Annotated in this window: 14 protein-coding genes and 1 pseudogene; 7 read left to right on the forward strand and 8 right to left on the reverse strand. The window is 57.4% G+C overall.

The genetic code is table 11. The features are described 5' to 3' along the window. Positions 1 to 51: 51 nt before the first annotated feature. Positions 52 to 885, forward strand: a pseudogene (locus QHL1GM_RS19770) (YbhN family protein); the annotation flags it as partial. Positions 886 to 942: 57 nt separating this feature from the next. Here QHL1GM_RS19770 and QHL1GM_RS17690 read toward each other — a convergent pair. Continuing rightward, a complete protein-coding gene (locus QHL1GM_RS17690) occupies positions 943 to 1785 on the reverse strand; it encodes a RibD family protein (RefSeq protein WP_071696044.1) in 843 nt (280 codons plus the stop codon). A 148-nt stretch (positions 1786 to 1933) separates the two neighbouring features. On the opposite strand from QHL1GM_RS17690, the gene ribA reads away from it, so the two are divergent. After that, positions 1934 to 3037 carry a GTP cyclohydrolase II RibA gene (ribA, locus tag QHL1GM_RS17695; RefSeq protein WP_071695650.1) on the forward strand — a complete coding sequence of 368 codons (1104 nt, stop codon included), beginning with the start codon at positions 1934 to 1936 and terminating at the stop codon, positions 3035 to 3037. A gap of 28 nt (positions 3038 to 3065) precedes the next feature. Here the strand turns inward: ribA and QHL1GM_RS17700 are convergent, their stop codons facing one another. From QHL1GM_RS17700 to QHL1GM_RS17710, 3 genes are read right to left on the reverse strand one after another with little or no spacing between them, the layout of a single operon-like run. After that, positions 3066 to 3842 (reverse strand): creatininase family protein, encoded by a 777-nt coding sequence (locus QHL1GM_RS17700; protein ID WP_071695651.1) that lies wholly within the window; start codon positions 3840 to 3842, stop codon positions 3066 to 3068. 33 nt (positions 3843 to 3875) lie between these two features. After that, complete coding sequence (locus tag QHL1GM_RS17705) at positions 3876 to 4658, reverse strand: FkbM family methyltransferase (RefSeq protein ID WP_071695652.1); 783 nt, start codon at positions 4656 to 4658, stop codon at positions 3876 to 3878. A 48-nt stretch (positions 4659 to 4706) separates the two neighbouring features. Then, a complete protein-coding gene (locus QHL1GM_RS17710; RefSeq protein WP_071695653.1) occupies positions 4707 to 6212 on the reverse strand; it encodes a glucan biosynthesis protein in 1506 nt (501 codons plus the stop codon). Positions 6213 to 6507: 295 nt separating this feature from the next. Between QHL1GM_RS17710 and QHL1GM_RS17715 the strand changes: the two genes are divergently transcribed. Next, positions 6508 to 8172 carry an alkaline phosphatase gene (locus tag QHL1GM_RS17715; protein ID WP_071695654.1) on the forward strand — a complete coding sequence of 555 codons (1665 nt, stop codon included), beginning with the start codon at positions 6508 to 6510 and terminating at the stop codon, positions 8170 to 8172. Then, on the forward strand, positions 8169 to 9578 hold the full coding sequence (locus QHL1GM_RS17720) for a mannose-1-phosphate guanylyltransferase/mannose-6-phosphate isomerase (RefSeq protein WP_071695655.1): 1410 nt from the start codon (positions 8169 to 8171) through the stop codon (positions 9576 to 9578). The genes QHL1GM_RS17715 and QHL1GM_RS17720 overlap by 4 nt, the downstream gene beginning before the upstream one ends. A gap of 20 nt (positions 9579 to 9598) precedes the next feature. On the opposite strand, the gene QHL1GM_RS17725 is transcribed toward QHL1GM_RS17720, so the two are convergent. The 4 genes from QHL1GM_RS17725 to QHL1GM_RS17740 all read right to left on the reverse strand — a co-directional run bounded on the left by QHL1GM_RS17725 (position 9599) and on the right by QHL1GM_RS17740 (position 11746). Further along, a complete protein-coding gene (locus QHL1GM_RS17725; RefSeq protein ID WP_071695656.1) occupies positions 9599 to 9949 on the reverse strand; it encodes a DUF4870 domain-containing protein in 351 nt (116 codons plus the stop codon). Between the two features lie 13 nt (positions 9950 to 9962). After that, positions 9963 to 10898, reverse strand: coding sequence for a lysophospholipid acyltransferase family protein (locus QHL1GM_RS17730; protein WP_071695657.1), 936 nt, complete (start codon positions 10896 to 10898; stop codon positions 9963 to 9965). Between the two features lie 2 nt (positions 10899 to 10900). Continuing rightward, positions 10901 to 11290: a DUF4870 domain-containing protein gene (locus tag QHL1GM_RS17735; RefSeq protein WP_071695658.1), complete on the reverse strand. Its 390-nt coding sequence runs from the start codon at positions 11288 to 11290 to the stop codon at positions 10901 to 10903. Between the two features lie 72 nt (positions 11291 to 11362). Further along, complete coding sequence (locus QHL1GM_RS17740; RefSeq protein WP_071695659.1) at positions 11363 to 11746, reverse strand: VOC family protein; 384 nt, start codon at positions 11744 to 11746, stop codon at positions 11363 to 11365. Positions 11747 to 11786: 40 nt separating this feature from the next. Between QHL1GM_RS17740 and QHL1GM_RS17745 the strand changes: the two genes are divergently transcribed. The 3 genes from QHL1GM_RS17745 (at position 11787) to QHL1GM_RS17755 (ending at position 15886) form a co-directional block, all read left to right on the forward strand. Next, complete coding sequence (locus QHL1GM_RS17745) at positions 11787 to 12431, forward strand: class I SAM-dependent methyltransferase (RefSeq protein ID WP_071695660.1); 645 nt, start codon at positions 11787 to 11789, stop codon at positions 12429 to 12431. Between the two features lie 169 nt (positions 12432 to 12600). Next, complete coding sequence (locus tag QHL1GM_RS17750; protein ID WP_071695661.1) at positions 12601 to 13974, forward strand: MFS transporter; 1374 nt, start codon at positions 12601 to 12603, stop codon at positions 13972 to 13974. 124 nt (positions 13975 to 14098) lie between these two features. After that, positions 14099 to 15886 (forward strand): acyl-CoA dehydrogenase, encoded by a 1788-nt coding sequence (locus QHL1GM_RS17755; RefSeq protein WP_071695662.1) that lies wholly within the window; start codon positions 14099 to 14101, stop codon positions 15884 to 15886. Positions 15887 to 15902 lie beyond the last annotated feature (16 nt).

A 15902-nucleotide genomic window follows, 5' to 3' on the forward strand; every position in this document is an offset into this window, starting at 1 on the left:
ACTAAAAGCATAGGCTTGCAAAGCCCATGGCTTAGACGCGTGGTGGTTAGCATGGCGTTGCTGGGTGCGGTGGCGCTGTGGGTTGAGCCTCAGGCTATCGTGGCAGAGGTGCAGCGCTTCTCCGCTGGATGGGTCGTGCTGGCCTTAGCCATCAGCACGCTACAGATTATGCTTTGCGCCTGGCGCTGGCAGTTTACCGCCGGACTTATCGATGTGCCGCTGCGGTTTGCTTACGCCCTGCGTGAGTACTACTTGGCTCTGCTGGTCAATCAAATCCTGCCGGGCGGTGTATTGGGCGACGCTGGGCGGGCGCACCGCCATGCCACGCAAGCGCAGTCTAGGGGCCGCGCGTGGCGAGCGGTGATTATTGAGCGCGCCTCGGGGCAGGTAGCCGTGGTGCTGCTAACGCTAACGGCGCTGCTGTTATCGCCGCTCTGGCATACCGCGCTGGGTGGAGTAGTGATCACAGCGGTGGGCTTAAGCGTGATGGCCGGTCTTGCGCTGGTCATCGTCAGTGGCCTGTTGCTGCGTCAACGTTTTAGTCATTGGTTGGCAAGGCTGCCGGACTGGTGCCAGGCCCTGGCTCGTGATGTAAAGCGTGGCTTGTTGCGGCGCGGCGTATGGCCTCAGCAGTTGCTGTCTTCGCTAGTGATTGTGCTGAGCTATGGTCTGGTAATGGTCTGTGCGGCCCGGGCGATTGGCGTAGAACTACCGGCGCTGGAAGTGCTTGCACTGACACCGGTACTGCTACTGGCCATGCTGATTCCGTTTTCGGTGGCCGGTTGGGGGCTTCGCGAAGGCGCCGCCGCCGGTGTCTGGGCGCTGGTTGGCTTGCCGTCTGCCCAAGGAGTAGCGGTGTCGTTGGCTTACGGTGTGCTGGTATTGCTGGCGAGTCTACCAGGTATGTGGGTGGCGATGAGCCATCGTAAAAAGGCTCATCCCTCAGGCGGTAGTATCCCGCAGCCGCAGGTCGAACAGCGTGTCGTCGCCGCAGCGGAAGGTTCGCGTGGGCGGGCGCAGCGCACTCTCAAGCGTCTCGATGGGCGTCATCTTAAGTCCTGGCCTGCCGGAACCGATCAGCAGCGGGGCGACCAGCAGGTGCAGCCGGTCAACGGCACCCGCTTCGATAAACTGAGACACCGTAATACCTCCGCCCTCTACCAGTACCCGCGTCAGGCCTTTATTGGCCAGCAGGGCGACAACATCGCTGGGGTTGAACTGCCCGTTGGCATTCAGCGGCAACACGCAACGTTCAACGTGGGCCAAGCTCGTCGTCGCCTTCGACTCAGTCCCCACGGCAGACCCCATTATATGCAGCGTCGGGGCGCTATCGGTATTCAGCAGCGCCAAGTCGTTGGGAATGCGGCCTCGCGGATCCAGCACCACCCGCGTCGGGTTAGTGCCGCTGACGTGGCGCACGGTCAACTGCGGATTATCGGCGCTGGCGGTTCCCGCGCCGACGACCACCGCGTCGACCATGGCGCGCAGGCGGTGCAGGTGAACCAAACTTTCATGACCGTTGATGTAGTGAGAATGACCACTTTCTGTGGCAATGCGGCCATCCAGGCTCTGCCCCAGTTGAGCCACCACCCACGCCGGTCGGCTGGCCAGCGGGGTCAGGCAATCGAGCAGTTCACGCGCCTCAGCGGCGACCGTTTTGTCCGTTTGCCACTCGCCGTTTGGCGTCACGGTGATCGCCACATCGCAAGAGCGCTGATGAAGCAACGCCAGCAGCCATTCCCAGGCATCGTCCAGCGCAATAACGTTGATATGGGATTCGGGCATGACGCCTCCGTGCTAAAAAAACCGCTCTATCATGCGGGCTCTGGTCAGTTGAGAGCAAGTTGTTCAGAGCAAGAAGTCGTGCAGTTGAGAGCAAACAACTCAGTGCAAGCGTGCACCATCCCCCTCGTAAGGAAGCCAGGAGGCCTACATGTACCAGATTGAACGAGCTATTTTCGATATCCGTCGTGGATTGCCAGTGGTGGTGAATGCCGGTGAGAAACGTTTGCTAGTGCAGGCGCTGGAAGGCAGCGAGTCAGTGGAAGCGCTCGCGCAGTTGGCGGGCGAGCGGCCTTTGCTGGTGCTTACCCGTCACCGCCTAGCCGCGCTGGGCAAGCACTTAACTGCCGAGGCTGGCAGCTTGCCGCTAATGCCCCCCATTACCACCAGCCAGCTGCATACGCTGGCCACAGAGGAAATGCTTTCCAAGCCTGCTAGTGGGCTGCTAAGCGGCTTAAAGCCAGCAGGTTTAGCCGAACTAGGCGCGGTTACCTTGATGCGCCGCGCCTTGCTAATCCCCGCTGCGCTCTGCGCCTTTGTTAGTGAAGAGTCCGCAGCGGATATTGAGCAGCAGCTGGCAGAAGGGCGGCTGCTGGAAGTCACCGCTAAAGATGCTGAACAGTGTCTTGCCGGGGCGCCGGGTATGCTCAAACGGGTGAGTGAAGCGAATATTCCCCTTGAGGATGCCGCTGACAGCCGCTTTGTGCTCTTCCGGGAGCCGGATGGCTTACGCGAGCACGTTGCTGTGGTGATTGGTAAGCCGGAGCGCTGGGAAGGCGCAGTCCCATTGCGCCTGCACTCGGCGTGTTTAACCGGCGACCTTTTCGGCAGCCTGCGTTGCGACTGCGGCGAACAGCTGCGCAACGCCGTGGCAGATATTCAAGCCATGGGCGGCGGCGTGCTGCTCTACTTGGCGCAAGAGGGCCGGGGCATTGGCTTGGCCAATAAGCTGCGCGCCTACACTTTGCAGGATGGTGGACTGGATACCGTGGATGCGGATCAGGTCCTCGGTTTTGGTGACGATGAGCGCCAGTATGCGGTGGCTGTGGATATGCTCAATGCGCTCAACATCGACCAGGTGCAACTGCTGACCAACAACCCCTTGAAGATGGAAGCGTTGCGCCAGGGTGGAATCGAAGTGGTATCACGTCAGGCGCTGTACGGCAGCGTTACCGACCATAACCAGCGCTACCTTAATGCCAAGGCAACCCGGGGTGGGCACTTGTTGGAAGACGTATTAAGCGGCCAGCGCTAAACCGTACTAAGCGGTCAGGTCGGGGCTCTCAATTGTGGGTTAGCGGCGGCAGGTGAGCGGTTTCGGTCACCACTGCCGCCAGTTGGCGGGCGTAGTGTTTAACCAGCTGTTCGCCTAACTCAGCGCTGGCGTGGCTGGCATCGCCTGCGACCCCTTGAGCGCTTAAGTCCTCCGCTAACCATGCAAAGGCTGCAGCACCTTCTGGGCTCACCAATGCATCGCCTTGGGGCGCTGCAGGTGGGGTGGCCTGGTAGCCGTCCAACTGCACCAGCGCTGGCGCCAAATAGCGCATCATCGCGGTTTCGAGTAACCCGCCGTGTAACCCGTAGCGCAACTCTTCAAAGCCAATCGCGCCATCTAAAGGCGGCAACCGGGTATAGGTGGCTTTGACTACCCGCATGCCATGCCGCCGCCGCAGGGTTACCCCTGCCAAATCCATCACCGCCTTATTGCCGCCGTGGCTGTTAAGCAGCACCAGGCGACGAATGCCTGCGCGGGCTAAGCTGTCGCCATAGGCTTCTAGGGTGGCAATAGCCAGTGGAGCGGGTAGGCTGAGCGTGCCGGGGAAGCTGGCGTGCTCATCGCTGGCGCCTACCGCAATTGGCGGTAGGCAGATCACGTTAAGTGAGGGATCTAGTTGATCCAGCAAAGCGGCCTGGAGACCTTCGCCAATGGTGAGGTCGGTGGCTAAAGGGAGGTGAGTGCCGTGCTGTTCAATCGCCCCGAGTACCAGTACCGCTACCGGGTCGTGCTGAGCGAACTCGGCTAACTGCGGAGCGGTGAGGGTTTGCCAGTGGTGAATCATTGCGTGACGTGCCTATTAGAATATTCAAAAAAATCAAAGTGAACTCAGCAGTAGCGGATGGTCTGAGCGGCAGGCGTAAATATCGCCAGATGGCAATTCTTCGGCCCCGGCATTTAACCACTCGCTAACCGCCTGCGGCGTTTGCCACTCGGCCCAGCGGAAATGTCGCTGCTCACCAACCACCACATTATAACGGTATTCGCCAAGGCGGCTTAGATGGCTCACGCAGGCGTGACTAACCTCTAACGTACCGCTAACAAACTCCACCGAAAGCGCGGGCACCGGCGAGCTTAGCCCCGCCAGCACCTCCGCCTCAAAGCCCTCGACGTCGATTTTGATAAAGCTCGGTTCGCCATACTCTTCGATTAACGTATCCAGCGTGGTCACCGCCACCCGTAACCGTTGCTCCCAGCGTACCTGGCTAAAGCCTGCGTTGCGTTCGCCTATCTGCTCTCGCCACTCAGTGGCAAGCGTGGCAAGCGTCGGGTTGCTGGGGCTAATCGCAATCTCGGCAAAGCCCTTCGTCGGGCCTGCAGCCATCGGTAACAGGGTGATGGTCGGCGGCTTCACCAGGCGCTTAAACCACTTGGCAAGGTCGGGCTGGGGCTCTAGCGCCACCACCTTGGCGCCGAGTGCATGAAAAGCCGCGCTGCGGTCGCCTAAGTGCGCACCAATATCAAAGGCAACGGTACCGGGTTGGATAAATGGCTGATACAGGCGCTGGAGCCCGCGTTGACGCCCCGGTCGCCAATAAATAAACAGCGAGCGGGCTAGCCCACCCGCGCTACGCAGTCGTTGTAGCGCCATGCGACGCATTAGTTGGTCTGCCCTGACGCTGGCGTAAAGTAGTTTGCTTTATCAGCATTATTCGGCATCGGGATACCACACGTAATTCCAGGTTTCGCTAACCAGTTCGCCGTCTAAGGTTAGCCTTAGGCGAACATCGCTGGGTTGATCGCTAGCGGGCAGGCGGAAACTCGCCCGCCAGCCATTGTTGGGCAGCGCGGTGACCTGAGGTAGTAGTACTTTGCCGTTTTGGGTGCTGATATCGAGCTCGACGGGCTGGTCGGCGTCGATGTTGTCTAAGGCGCCACCCTGAAAGTCGACGATAAATTGACGCTGATCTTGCGAGGGAGAATCCGCTTGCCCCGGCACGGCCGCGCTGCCATGGCGAGTGCGAATGGCACGGCCAAGGTTGTGTGCGTCTGGCTGGCTATTCAGCGTGTGGGTAAGGTAGTGCAAGCGCCGGGATTCGCCGGCGCCCAGCGTATCGTCCGCCACCCAGTAGGCGACAATATTGTCGTGAGTCTCATCGGGGGTAGGGATTTCGACAAGCTCTACTCGGCCCGGCCCCCACTCATCTAGCGGGACAACCCACTGGCTGGGGCGGCGGTGGTACTGGGCTTCGGTATCCAGGTAGCGGTTAAAGTCACGCTCCCGCTGCATTAACCCAAAGCCTTGGGGAGAGTCGTCTATAAAGGCAGAGGTACGCACGTGAGATGGGTTATTCAGCGGGCGCCAGATCCACTCGCCGCTGCCGGTATGCATCAACAGGCCGTCGGAGTCGTGCACCTGGGGGCGAAAATCGTCCGGCCGCTCGCGGCTTGCCTCACCGTAAGTGAACATGCTGGTGAGCGGGGCGACGCCCAGCTTGGCAATATCTTCGCGAGCAAACAGCTCCGCTTCGACCTCTACCTGGGTATTTTCACCCGGCTGGATGATAAACCGATAGGCACCGCTGACCGAGGGGCCATCCATTAACGCCAATAGCTCAATCTGTTCGCCATCAGCGTCGGGTTTATAGAGCCAAAACTCGCGAAATGCCGGGAACTCTTCGCCTTCAGAAGAGGCCGTATCGATCGCCAGACCTCGGGTGGAGAGCCCGTAAGCCTGATCGCGTCCGACTAGGCGGAAATAGCTAGCACCGAGAAAAACGGCAAATTCGTCGTCGTAGTCATCGCTGTTAAGAGGGTAGTGAAGACGAAATCCGGCGTGGTCGCTAGCGGATAAATCGTGCTCTTTAAGCTTTTCGGCATTGCCATCGTAGGAGTAATCCTCTGCCGAAAAAGGCAGGGGGGTGACCGTGTCGTTTTCAATGACATTCAGCGCAATCGGGGTTTGAAAGATAAAACCGCTGTGAAAAAGCTGTAGGCTAAAAGGGCTCTCGTCCTTCCAATAGGCTTGGGCGGGATCAAAGCGAATTTGCCGATAGGTATCGTAATCAAGCTCACGCAATACCGCGGGCAATGTCTCTTCGGGAGCCTGATAGGCCTCTTCTGCAAGCTGTTGGGCGCGTTCAATGACGGCGCTAAAGTGTCTATCGTCTTCGGCAAACGCCGGTAGGGCAAACGTACAGCCGATTAACACCATCCACTTACCAGCCTGCCACCTACCAACTTGCCACCTACCAACAGGGTTACAATACATAGGCGAAATCCTTTCCGGTGAAGGCCTGCAAAACGCATAGCCTTATGCCAAGCAAAGCGTGAAATGTTTACACAATAACTATACGATAAAATATTACAGTACATGATTATTGTGTGTTTCAGCAGCCTTATTCCTTGCTCTCTTGTCTTGTGATTGGGTGCAGCCTCTTTTGGAGGCTGGGCGCTGACGGGTTGTACCTTTGACACTGTAAACTAAAGCAGGCACCTATGAGGATGCGATGAGTCGATTATTACTCATGATTTTAATGCTGAATTTCTTACTCATCGCGCCGTTGTGGTGGCGCTTTGGCGAGATCAGCGCGTATTTGCTTGCCTGGGAGGCGCTGATCATGGCGCCACTTATGCTGCTGCTTCCTGCCAGCCAAGCGCGCCGCATAGTGGGGGTCGGGTTTGTTAGCTGGGTCATGCTGGCAACCGCTGCGAATCTAGGTACTGCCGCCACCCAAATGGCCTTTGCCCGACCACTCAATCTCTACCTTGATGTACCCTTGCTGCGCTCAATTTATCACCTGCTAGTAGGTAATGTAGGCCAACTGCTGGCCGTTTGCGCAATGCTGGCGGGGGCCGCCGTGTTAGTCACTATCACCGTGGGTTTAGCGCGCCTGCTGCTGCCACCCGTCACCTACTCTGTTAAGCGTCTGCCCGGAGCGGTCGCATTAATGCTGATGGCCGTTGCCACCACTAGCGCCGCGCTTGAACTCAATGGTGTGCGACTGGTGGATAGCGCGCGCTTGCCAATGGTGAACACCACGCGTTTTCAGTGGCAGCAAATTACCGATACCCATGCCGCTCGTCTGGCTTTTACCGACCAATTGGAAGCCGCGCCGCTGGAAGCCCGGTCGCTACCGGGACTTGAAGGGCACAATGTACTTCTCACCTTTATTGAGTCTTACGGTATCTCTGCACTGGAGGATCCGCGTTATGCAAGCGTCCTGCAGCCCACTCTGGCCGATATGCAGCAGCGGTTAGCAGCGCGTGACCTCCACGTGGTATCGGGCATGTTGAAATCACCGATTCGCGGTGGGCAATCCTGGCTGGCCCACGCGACGGCCCTTAGTGGCCGCTGGATCGACAATCAGCTGTGGTATCAGCTGATGTTGGACAGCGACCACTCCACTTTGATCGATGATTTTCGTGCCACTGGTCAGCGCACCCTCAGTGTCATGCCCGCCATTACCCTGGCGTGGCCGGAAGGGGAGGCCTACGGTTTCGATGAAATTGCCGCAGCGAAAGATATCGCCTACGCCGGGCCTGCTCTCAATTGGGTAACCATGCCGGATCAATTTACCCTCGATTATACCCAGCGTTACTTGCTGGGCGAGACGCCGGTGTTTGCCCAATTGGCCCTAATCTCCAGCCATGCCCCCTGGACACCCATCCTGCCTGTCTTGGATGATTGGTCATCCATTGGCGATGGGGGTATTTTTGCTCCTTGGGAGGACGCCGGTGACCCGCCAGAAGTGTTGTGGCAGGACATTGAGCGTATTCGCGATCACTACGCCTGGTCGGTGGACTACGCTGTGAAAGTCACAGGCCGCTGGGCCGAACGCGTAGTGGATGACCATACCCTGATGATAGTGCTGGGTGACCATCAAGCCGCGCCGTTGATTACCGGCGACGATGCCAGCGCGGCAGTACCGGTGCATATTATTAGCGGCGACCCGGAGCTATTGGCGCCCTTTATAAAGCGTGGCTTTGTGCCCGGCACATTGCCTGCGCTCGAAGAGGCGAACGATGCGCCCAGAATGAGCCAGTTACGCCACTGGCTTCAGGCCGATTTTGGAAAGTTGGCGATTGACGTAGTCGCTGACTCGGCAACAGGGAAAATCGCTGATTCACGGTCAGCCTCTAGTTCAAAGACAATGACAAGGACGCAGCAATGATTCAGCCAGTGATTTTAAGCGGAGGCAGCGGCACGCGGCTCTGGCCGCTCTCTCGGGAACAGATGCCGAAACAGTTTTTGCGCTTAACCTCTTCCCAGAGCCTGCTCCAGCAAACCCTAAGCCGCTTAGCCGGGTTAACCGACGCGGTGCCAATGCTGATGGGCCATCATAGCCACCGTTTTTTAATGGCCGAACAACTGCGTGAAATGGATCAAGCCGCCACCCTGGTACTTGAGCCAGAGGGCCGCAATACCGCCCCGGCGATTGCCTGTGCGGCGCTGCTGGCGCGCCAGTCCGGAGATGATCCGCTGCTGCTAGTGCTTCCGGCAGATCATGTGATTGGCGATGTTCAGGCGTTTCAACACAGCGTTTCACTCGCCGCGCCATTAGCCGAAGCGGGTTACCTCGTCACCTTTGGGGTTGTGCCGACGCAGCCGGAAACAGGCTATGGTTATATTGCCTGTGGTGCGCCGCTGAAAGGCGGCCACCATCTTGCTGCTTTTATTGAAAAACCCGATGCCAAGCGCGCTGTCGAGTTAGTCGACAGCGGCGATTACCTATGGAATAGCGGCATGTTCTTGCTGCGTGCCTCCTGCTATTTAGATCAGCTAAAACGGCTACAGCCAACCATGCTAGGAGCCTGCGAAGAGGCGGTTAGCAGTGCGCATCGTGACTTGGATTTTCTGCGTTTGGGCGAAGCGGCGTTTCGCCGCTGCCCAGCGGACTCAATCGACTACGCAGTCATGGAGCACTGCAATCACGCTGCCGTGGTGCCTTTAGCCGCTGCGTGGAGTGATATCGGTAGTTTTGATGCGCTATGGGCAACCGTTTCACCTGACGCGGCAGGCAACGCCACCAAAGGTGATACATGGTTGACCGATACGCAGGATTCGCTGGTATTTGCCGAACACCGCCTGGTGACGACGCTGGGTGTACAGAATCTCATAGTAGTGGAGACTTCGGATAGCGTATTGGTGGCCCACCGTGATCAGGCGCAAGCCGTGAAGCACTTGGTGGCATCGCTTGCCCAGGCGGGGCGCAGCGAGCCTTGTTCGGCTCCCCAAGTACAGCGCCCTTGGGGTAGTTTTCAAGCGATGGACAGCGGCGAGCGTTATCAGGTCAAGCACATTACCGTTAAACCCGGTGGGCGGCTCTCCCTGCAGCGCCATCATCATCGCGCTGAACACTGGATAGTGGTGAGAGGCACCGCCCAGGTAACACTTGATGAACGTAGCTTCTTGGTAACCGAGAACCAGTCCACCTATATCCCCATTGGGGCACTACATCGGCTGGAAAACACCGGCAAAATACCCCTTGAACTGATCGAAGTGCAGTCGGGAAGCTACTTGGGCGAAGACGATATAGAGCGTTTAGATGATGTTTACGCCCGTGATAGCGATGAGTGAAGGGCGGAGTACCGCGCTGCTTACCAAAGCCAGCTAGCGGGGCGTGCCGGGGGCTGGCCTTTGCGTACATCAATCCAGCCGAGCAGGCAGCGTACGCCCAGCCATACTGCTAGCAGCGGCCACAGCAGGGTGCCGACTATCACAATGCTGAGCAAAAAAGCGATGCAGGCATACAGCGTGCCGATCCAGAAGGTGCGAATCAGGTAGCGGTAGTGCTGCTGTAGCCAGGGTGCCGCTTCTTTACGATAAACATAGGCGATGATTACGCCAATCAGCAGGGTGATATTGGCTGTGACGATGCCTGCTAAGTAAAGCGCGTAAATAATCTGTGGTGTGCGTATCTCACCACGCGGTATTGAATTCTGGGTCATCAGTAAGCTCTTATCAATAAAGCCGGAAGTCGCGGAAGTTGGCCAGTTTTTGCTGTTCTTGCACCACTTTACGATAGCGTTTGTACTCCCATTGATACTGCGCCGGTTCCAGGGCAATCGCGCTCTCGACGCTGGCATTGACACCGGTGGCAGACTGCACGTCATCGTCGCTATAGACTCGCTCGTCGGCATCCAAAAAATGGATTTCAAACCCTTTGCCGGGGATACGTAGTGCAACGCCTGTAACAACGCGTGCCTGGGTGCGTGCGACCAGTTTCGGTAGCAGGGTAGCGGTGTAGGCATCGCGGCCAAAGAAGGGCGCGAAAACGCCACTGCCCCAATCGGGCTCCTGGTCAGGCAGTATGCCAATCGCCTCGCTGCGTTTCAGCGCTTTAAGCAGTGCTGCCACGCCGCGGGGGTTGGTGGGCACTAGACTTGCCCCCATGCGCTCGCGGCCGTGACGAATCACTGGGTCGAGGGCGGTAATTCGGGGTGGCTCGTACATGGCGGTGAAAGGAAAATGGCTCGATAGCCAAAAGTTAAGTACTTCCCAGTTGCCGAAGTGAGGTGCAAGCACAATCACGCCGCGACCTTCGCTGCGGGCGTTATCGAGTTTGTCGCGACCGTGCACGGCTAGAATGCTTGCTTCCACTTTGTTAGGTTCCGCCATCCAGGCGTGCCCTAACTCCAGCATGGTGGCTGCTGAATGTTTCAGGCTGTGTTTGGCGAGTTCTTTGCGCTCGTCAACTGTGGAGTTCGGGTTTACGACGTTAAGATTGGCTTCCGTTACCCGGCGCTCGCGTTGACTGAAGTGATAGACCAACGGGCCTAGCCGTGAAGCAAAACGCCATAGCAGGCCAAGCGGCCAACGTGACAGCTGACGCCATAGCCAGCTTATGGCACTGGCCTTTGAAAAACGCCCACTGGTGTTATCCGTTGGTTGCGTCATAGCTAAAACAGCCAGGAATCTACGTTAGAAGGGGCACGTTTTTCTTGTAACCCTTTAAAGCCTTTGACGCAGCGGATAATCAGCCAGACCGCAAGCGCTAGCAACAACGGGAAACCGATCAGTATCAGAGTCAAAAGCGAAAAAATAACGCCGTAAACCAACCCTATCCAGAACGTGCGAATCTGATAGCGGTAGTGCTCGTCCAGCCACGCAGGGCCTTTGCCTTTATAGACGTAGGCGATAACCACACCGATAATCGATGTAAAGCCAAGGATAAAACTGGCCAGATAGAGCGCATAAATAACCATGGCCATGGTGGTGTCTGGCTGAGGGTACTGTTCTTCGCTGACGACCTTGCCTTCGAGTGGGGAATCACTTTCGTTATCAAGCATAACGTTTCCTTTCTAAATATCTGTATTAAGTGCTGTAGTGGTCGATGATACCTTGGTTCATTACACTTAACATTAGCGCGAAGCGGGGCGGCAAATCTCTAGCAGGTTGCCGTCCGGGTCACGCAGGTAAATTGATTCAATCGGGCCATTGGCGCCTTGGCGAGCCACGGGGCCCAGCTCTACCTCAACAGCCAGTGCATCCAGGTGTTGCTTGAACTCATCCAACGGCAGTTGGCAACGTAGGCATAAATCCAGGCTGCCGGGCGTAGGCGTCGCTGAAATGGGCGCAATGTCAGTATCGGTTTGATGCAGGCGGAGCGCCGTGTCTCCGAGCATTAAGTCGACCCGTTGAGCATCCCGATAGCGCACATCCAAGCCCAAAACCCGCGAGTAAAAATCGACGGCGCGACCCATGTCGGTCACGGTTACAACAAGATGATCCAGACCTGATAGCATGCCACTTTCCTTAATAAGTAACGATAAGCCAGAGAATACGATGATGCGTCGCTGTCCGCTCTGCGCGGAAACCACTACTGCGCTCTACCACCGGGATCGGCGTCGTGACTACTACCAGTGTGCCACGTGCGAGCTGGTATTTGTCCCCCCCGAGCAGCATTTGAGCGCCGCTGCAGAAAAGGCCGAATACGATAAACATCAAAACTCGCCGCATGATACGGGATACCGGCGCTTTTTAGGGCGTTTATTTACCCCACTGTTAGCGAAGCTTGCACCTAACGCCCGAGGACTCGATTTTGGTTCAGGGCCAGGGCCGACGCTATCAGTGATGTTCGCAGAGCAGGGTCACCCAATGGCTATTTACGACCCTTTTTACTCCCCTGATACGTCGGTGCTCACCCAGACGTTTGATTTTATCACTGCCACCGAAGTTGTTGAGCACTTGGCGCAGCCCGGCAAGGTGCTTGCGCAGCTGGTTGCTCAGCTCGCGCCAGGTGGTTATCTGGGGTTAATGACCAAGCGCGTCACTTCGCCTGAAGCTTTTGCCCGCTGGCATTATATTAGCGATCCCACCCATATCAGCTTTTTTAGTGAAACGTCCTTTCGTTGGTGGGCACAAAAGAATAGTTTAGTAGTGGAATTTCCTGGTGTAGACACGGTAATTCTATATAAAACGCTAACGTGAATAATTGTAACATTATATAAATATTGACTTTATACCCTTCAGGGCAATAATTGCGCGCCGATATTCCTGTCTAACTCGATGCACCAGGTTGAATAACGGCTCCTGTGAACACGCTTGGTAGCGTTTTTACTCTTGGTTTTCACTCCATGTTAGGCAAGGTGAGGTTTTCATGTCGCGGCAACTATTGGCCATGGCGCTTGCGCCCCTGTTGGGGCTCTTCATTCTCGGGATTGGCAACGGTTTTCTTGCCACCTTAATTACCGTGCGCTTGGATGCTGCCGGCGAGTCAGCCACGGTGATCGGTATTGTCTCGTCGGCTTACTTTATCGGCTTAGCCTTAGGCGCAATGGTGAATGACCGCCTGCTGCTGCGCATTGGCCATATTCGCGCCTACGGTAGTTTTGCCTCCTTGGTGGCCGTCACGGTACTGCTGCAAGGTTTGTTCTTCGACCCCTGGGCCTGGTTTGTACTACGCCTGATCGGCGGCTGGGCCACGGTTGGGGTTTATCTGGTCATTGAAAGCTGGCTGTTAACGTCAGGCGACCAGAAGGTTCGTGGCCGCCTGCTGGCGCTGTATATGATTTCGCTGTATGCCGCCGGTGTATTGGGCCAACTGCTACTGGGTGTGACCAACGCCATGGGCGTCACTGCGCCCTTTATGGTGATTGGGCTACTGGCTTCGCTCTCTGTGTTGCCGATGGCGATGATTCCCCGGGTATCACCGATTATGGAGCAGGCCGAACCGCTGCATCCGCTTCGCCTGATCACTCTGACGCCTACTGGCGTGATGGGCAGTTTAGGCTCCGGGATGGTGGTAGCCGCGGCGTATACCCTTTTACCTCTCTATCTGCAGCGCAATGGCATGAGCGTCAGCCAGGTGGGGCAGATGATGGCAGTAGTGATTATGGGTGCGATGCTGCTGCAGTACCCGATTGGCCGCTGGTCGGATCGCCATGACCGCCAGATGGTGCTGATTGGCATTAGCGGTTTCTGTGTACTCATCTCGGCGGCGATGCTCTGGTTGCCGCTCTCTACGCCGCTGTTGGCGGTACTGCTATTCTTGCTCGGTGGTGGGGTATTCGCCCTCTATCCGGTGGCGGTGAGTCACGCCGCTGACCGCGCACCCGCAGGGGCGCTGGTGCGCATGAGCCAAGGCCTGCTGCTGATTAACTCGATTGGCGCCACGATCAGTCCGCTAATGATCTCCCCGGTGATGACCGTGATGGGCGATGCAGGGCTGTTCTGGGCCTTCGGCTCACTAAGTCTATTCTTCTTAATGTTCTTCTCCTGGCGGCGTAGCGTGCGCCCAGCGCCGGTGCCCGTGGCGCCCTTTACACCGACTACGCCAATGACCGCTGCAGGTGCCGAGCTGGTGGTCACCGAAGAGTTGATGCAGGGGGCACTGGAGCACGAGCACTTGGAGGATCTCTCCGATGCCGTTTGGGACGTTGACGCCGCCGAGCCGGTGGTAGGGCCGCCCGCAGAAGATGAGAGCCATATCACTTATTATAATGATGTAGAGCAAGCAAGTGAGCGAAAATAAAACGGCGTGGAGACGTTATCGGTAACGGGTGATACCTTGGGCTAATGGTGTAGGCAGGAGAGTGTTACTACTATCTATGGCACACTTTCAAACAATTGTTTAATTTTTCAGCCCGAGGTTCGCCATGAATGTTTACGCCGCACCGGTACGCGATTTGCGCTTTGTGCTCGAAGAGCTATTAGCGCACCGTTCGCTCAGTTTGCCGGGCTTTGAAGAGGCCACGCCCGATTTGGTCGAGGCGGTACTCGAAGAGGCCGCAAAGCTGGCCGGTGACGTCTGGGGGCCGCTAAACAAGAGTGGTGATCTGCAGGGGGCCAAGCGCCACTCCGATGGCAGCGTAACGACGCCGGAAGGCTTCTCAGCGGCTTACCAGGCTTATGTCAAAGGTGGCTGGAACGGTATCGGTGTATCAGAAGCGCTAGGCGGTCAGAACCTGCCCGAAGTGGTTGCCAGTGCGGTTCAGGAGATGCTCCACGGCGCTAACATGGCGCTGGGACTCTGCCCCATGTTAACCGCCGGTGCCATCGAAGCGCTGGCTCATCACGGTAGCGAAACGCTCAAAGCGACCTACTTGCCCAAGCTGGTGGAAGGCACCTGGACGGGCACCATGAACCTTACCGAATCCCAAGCGGGGTCGGATCTCTCCCAAGTACGCACCCGCGCGGTGCCTGAAAACGACCACTACCGCATCAGCGGGCAGAAGATCTATATCACCTGGGGCGAACACGACGCCGCCGAAAACATTATCCACCTGGTACTGGCCCGTAAGCCCGATGCGCCGGAGGGCAACAAAGGCATCTCCCTATTTTTGGTGCCCAAGTTCCTAGTCAATGACGATGGCTCCTTGGGCGAGCGCAACGATGTCACCTGCGCCTCTATTGAACACAAGCTGGGCATTCACGGCTCGCCGACATGCACCCTAAGTTTTGGTGAAAACGGCGGCGCCATCGGTTATTTAGTTGGTGAAGAGGGGCGTGGCCTGAACCACATGTTCACCATGATGAACGAGGCGCGCCACAAAGTCGGCATTCAGGGCATTGGTGTGGCCGAACGTGCCTGCCAGCACGCCTTTGCCTATGCGTTGGAGCGTCGCCAGGGGCGCTCTCCCAAAACGCGTGGCGGCGCTGAATGCAGCATCAGCGATCATTTAGACGTGCGCCGTATGCTGCTCTCCATGCGTTCGCGTACCGATGCGCTGCGTGCGCTGGCGCTCTACTGCGCAGCCGAGCTGGATACCGCCCGCCAAGCTGAAAGTGACGATGCCCGTCAGGCTGCCCAGGCCCGCGCCGATATTTTGATTCCAGTGATCAAAAGCTTCTCTACCGATCAAGCGGTGGAGATTGCCTCCATGGGGATTCAGGTTCACGGCGGGATGGGCTACGTGGAAGAGACCGGCGCTGCGCAGCTGCTACGCGATGCGCGCATTGCGCCCATTTATGAAGGCACCAACGGTATTCAGGCGCTTGATTTGGCGGGGCGGAAGCTCCAGCGTGACAACGGCGAAGCGCTCACCGCGCTGCTTCACGACGTTGCCACCACTGTGGAGCAGCTAAACGTCGACCCCGCACTAAAAGCGTTGGGCCGTGGCTTGGCCGCAGGTTTGGAAGATTTAAAAGCCGCTCAAGCGATTGTGCTAGAACAAGGCCGTGACCCTGAAAAAGGCGCAGATGCGGTGCAGGCTTATGCTACGCCGTTCCTTAACTTAGCGGGCCACGTGCTGTGTGCTTGGCAGATGGGGCAGGCGGCGCTTAGCGCCCAGGCCGCCCTGAACAACGGCAGCGATGATCCCTTCTATACTGCCAAGATGCGCAGCGCCGAATTTGCCATCACGCAATGGCTGCCGGTAGGCCGCGCCCAACGCGCGGTGATTGAGGCAGGTATCCAGTGTTTAAGCGAATTTGAGGTTCACTAACGCTAATCCTTCAGCC

Origin of the sequence: Halomonas sp. QHL1 (assembly GCF_001882345.1) — a bacterium.
In the GTDB taxonomy this organism is placed as follows: Bacteria; Pseudomonadota; Gammaproteobacteria; order Pseudomonadales; family Halomonadaceae; genus Vreelandella.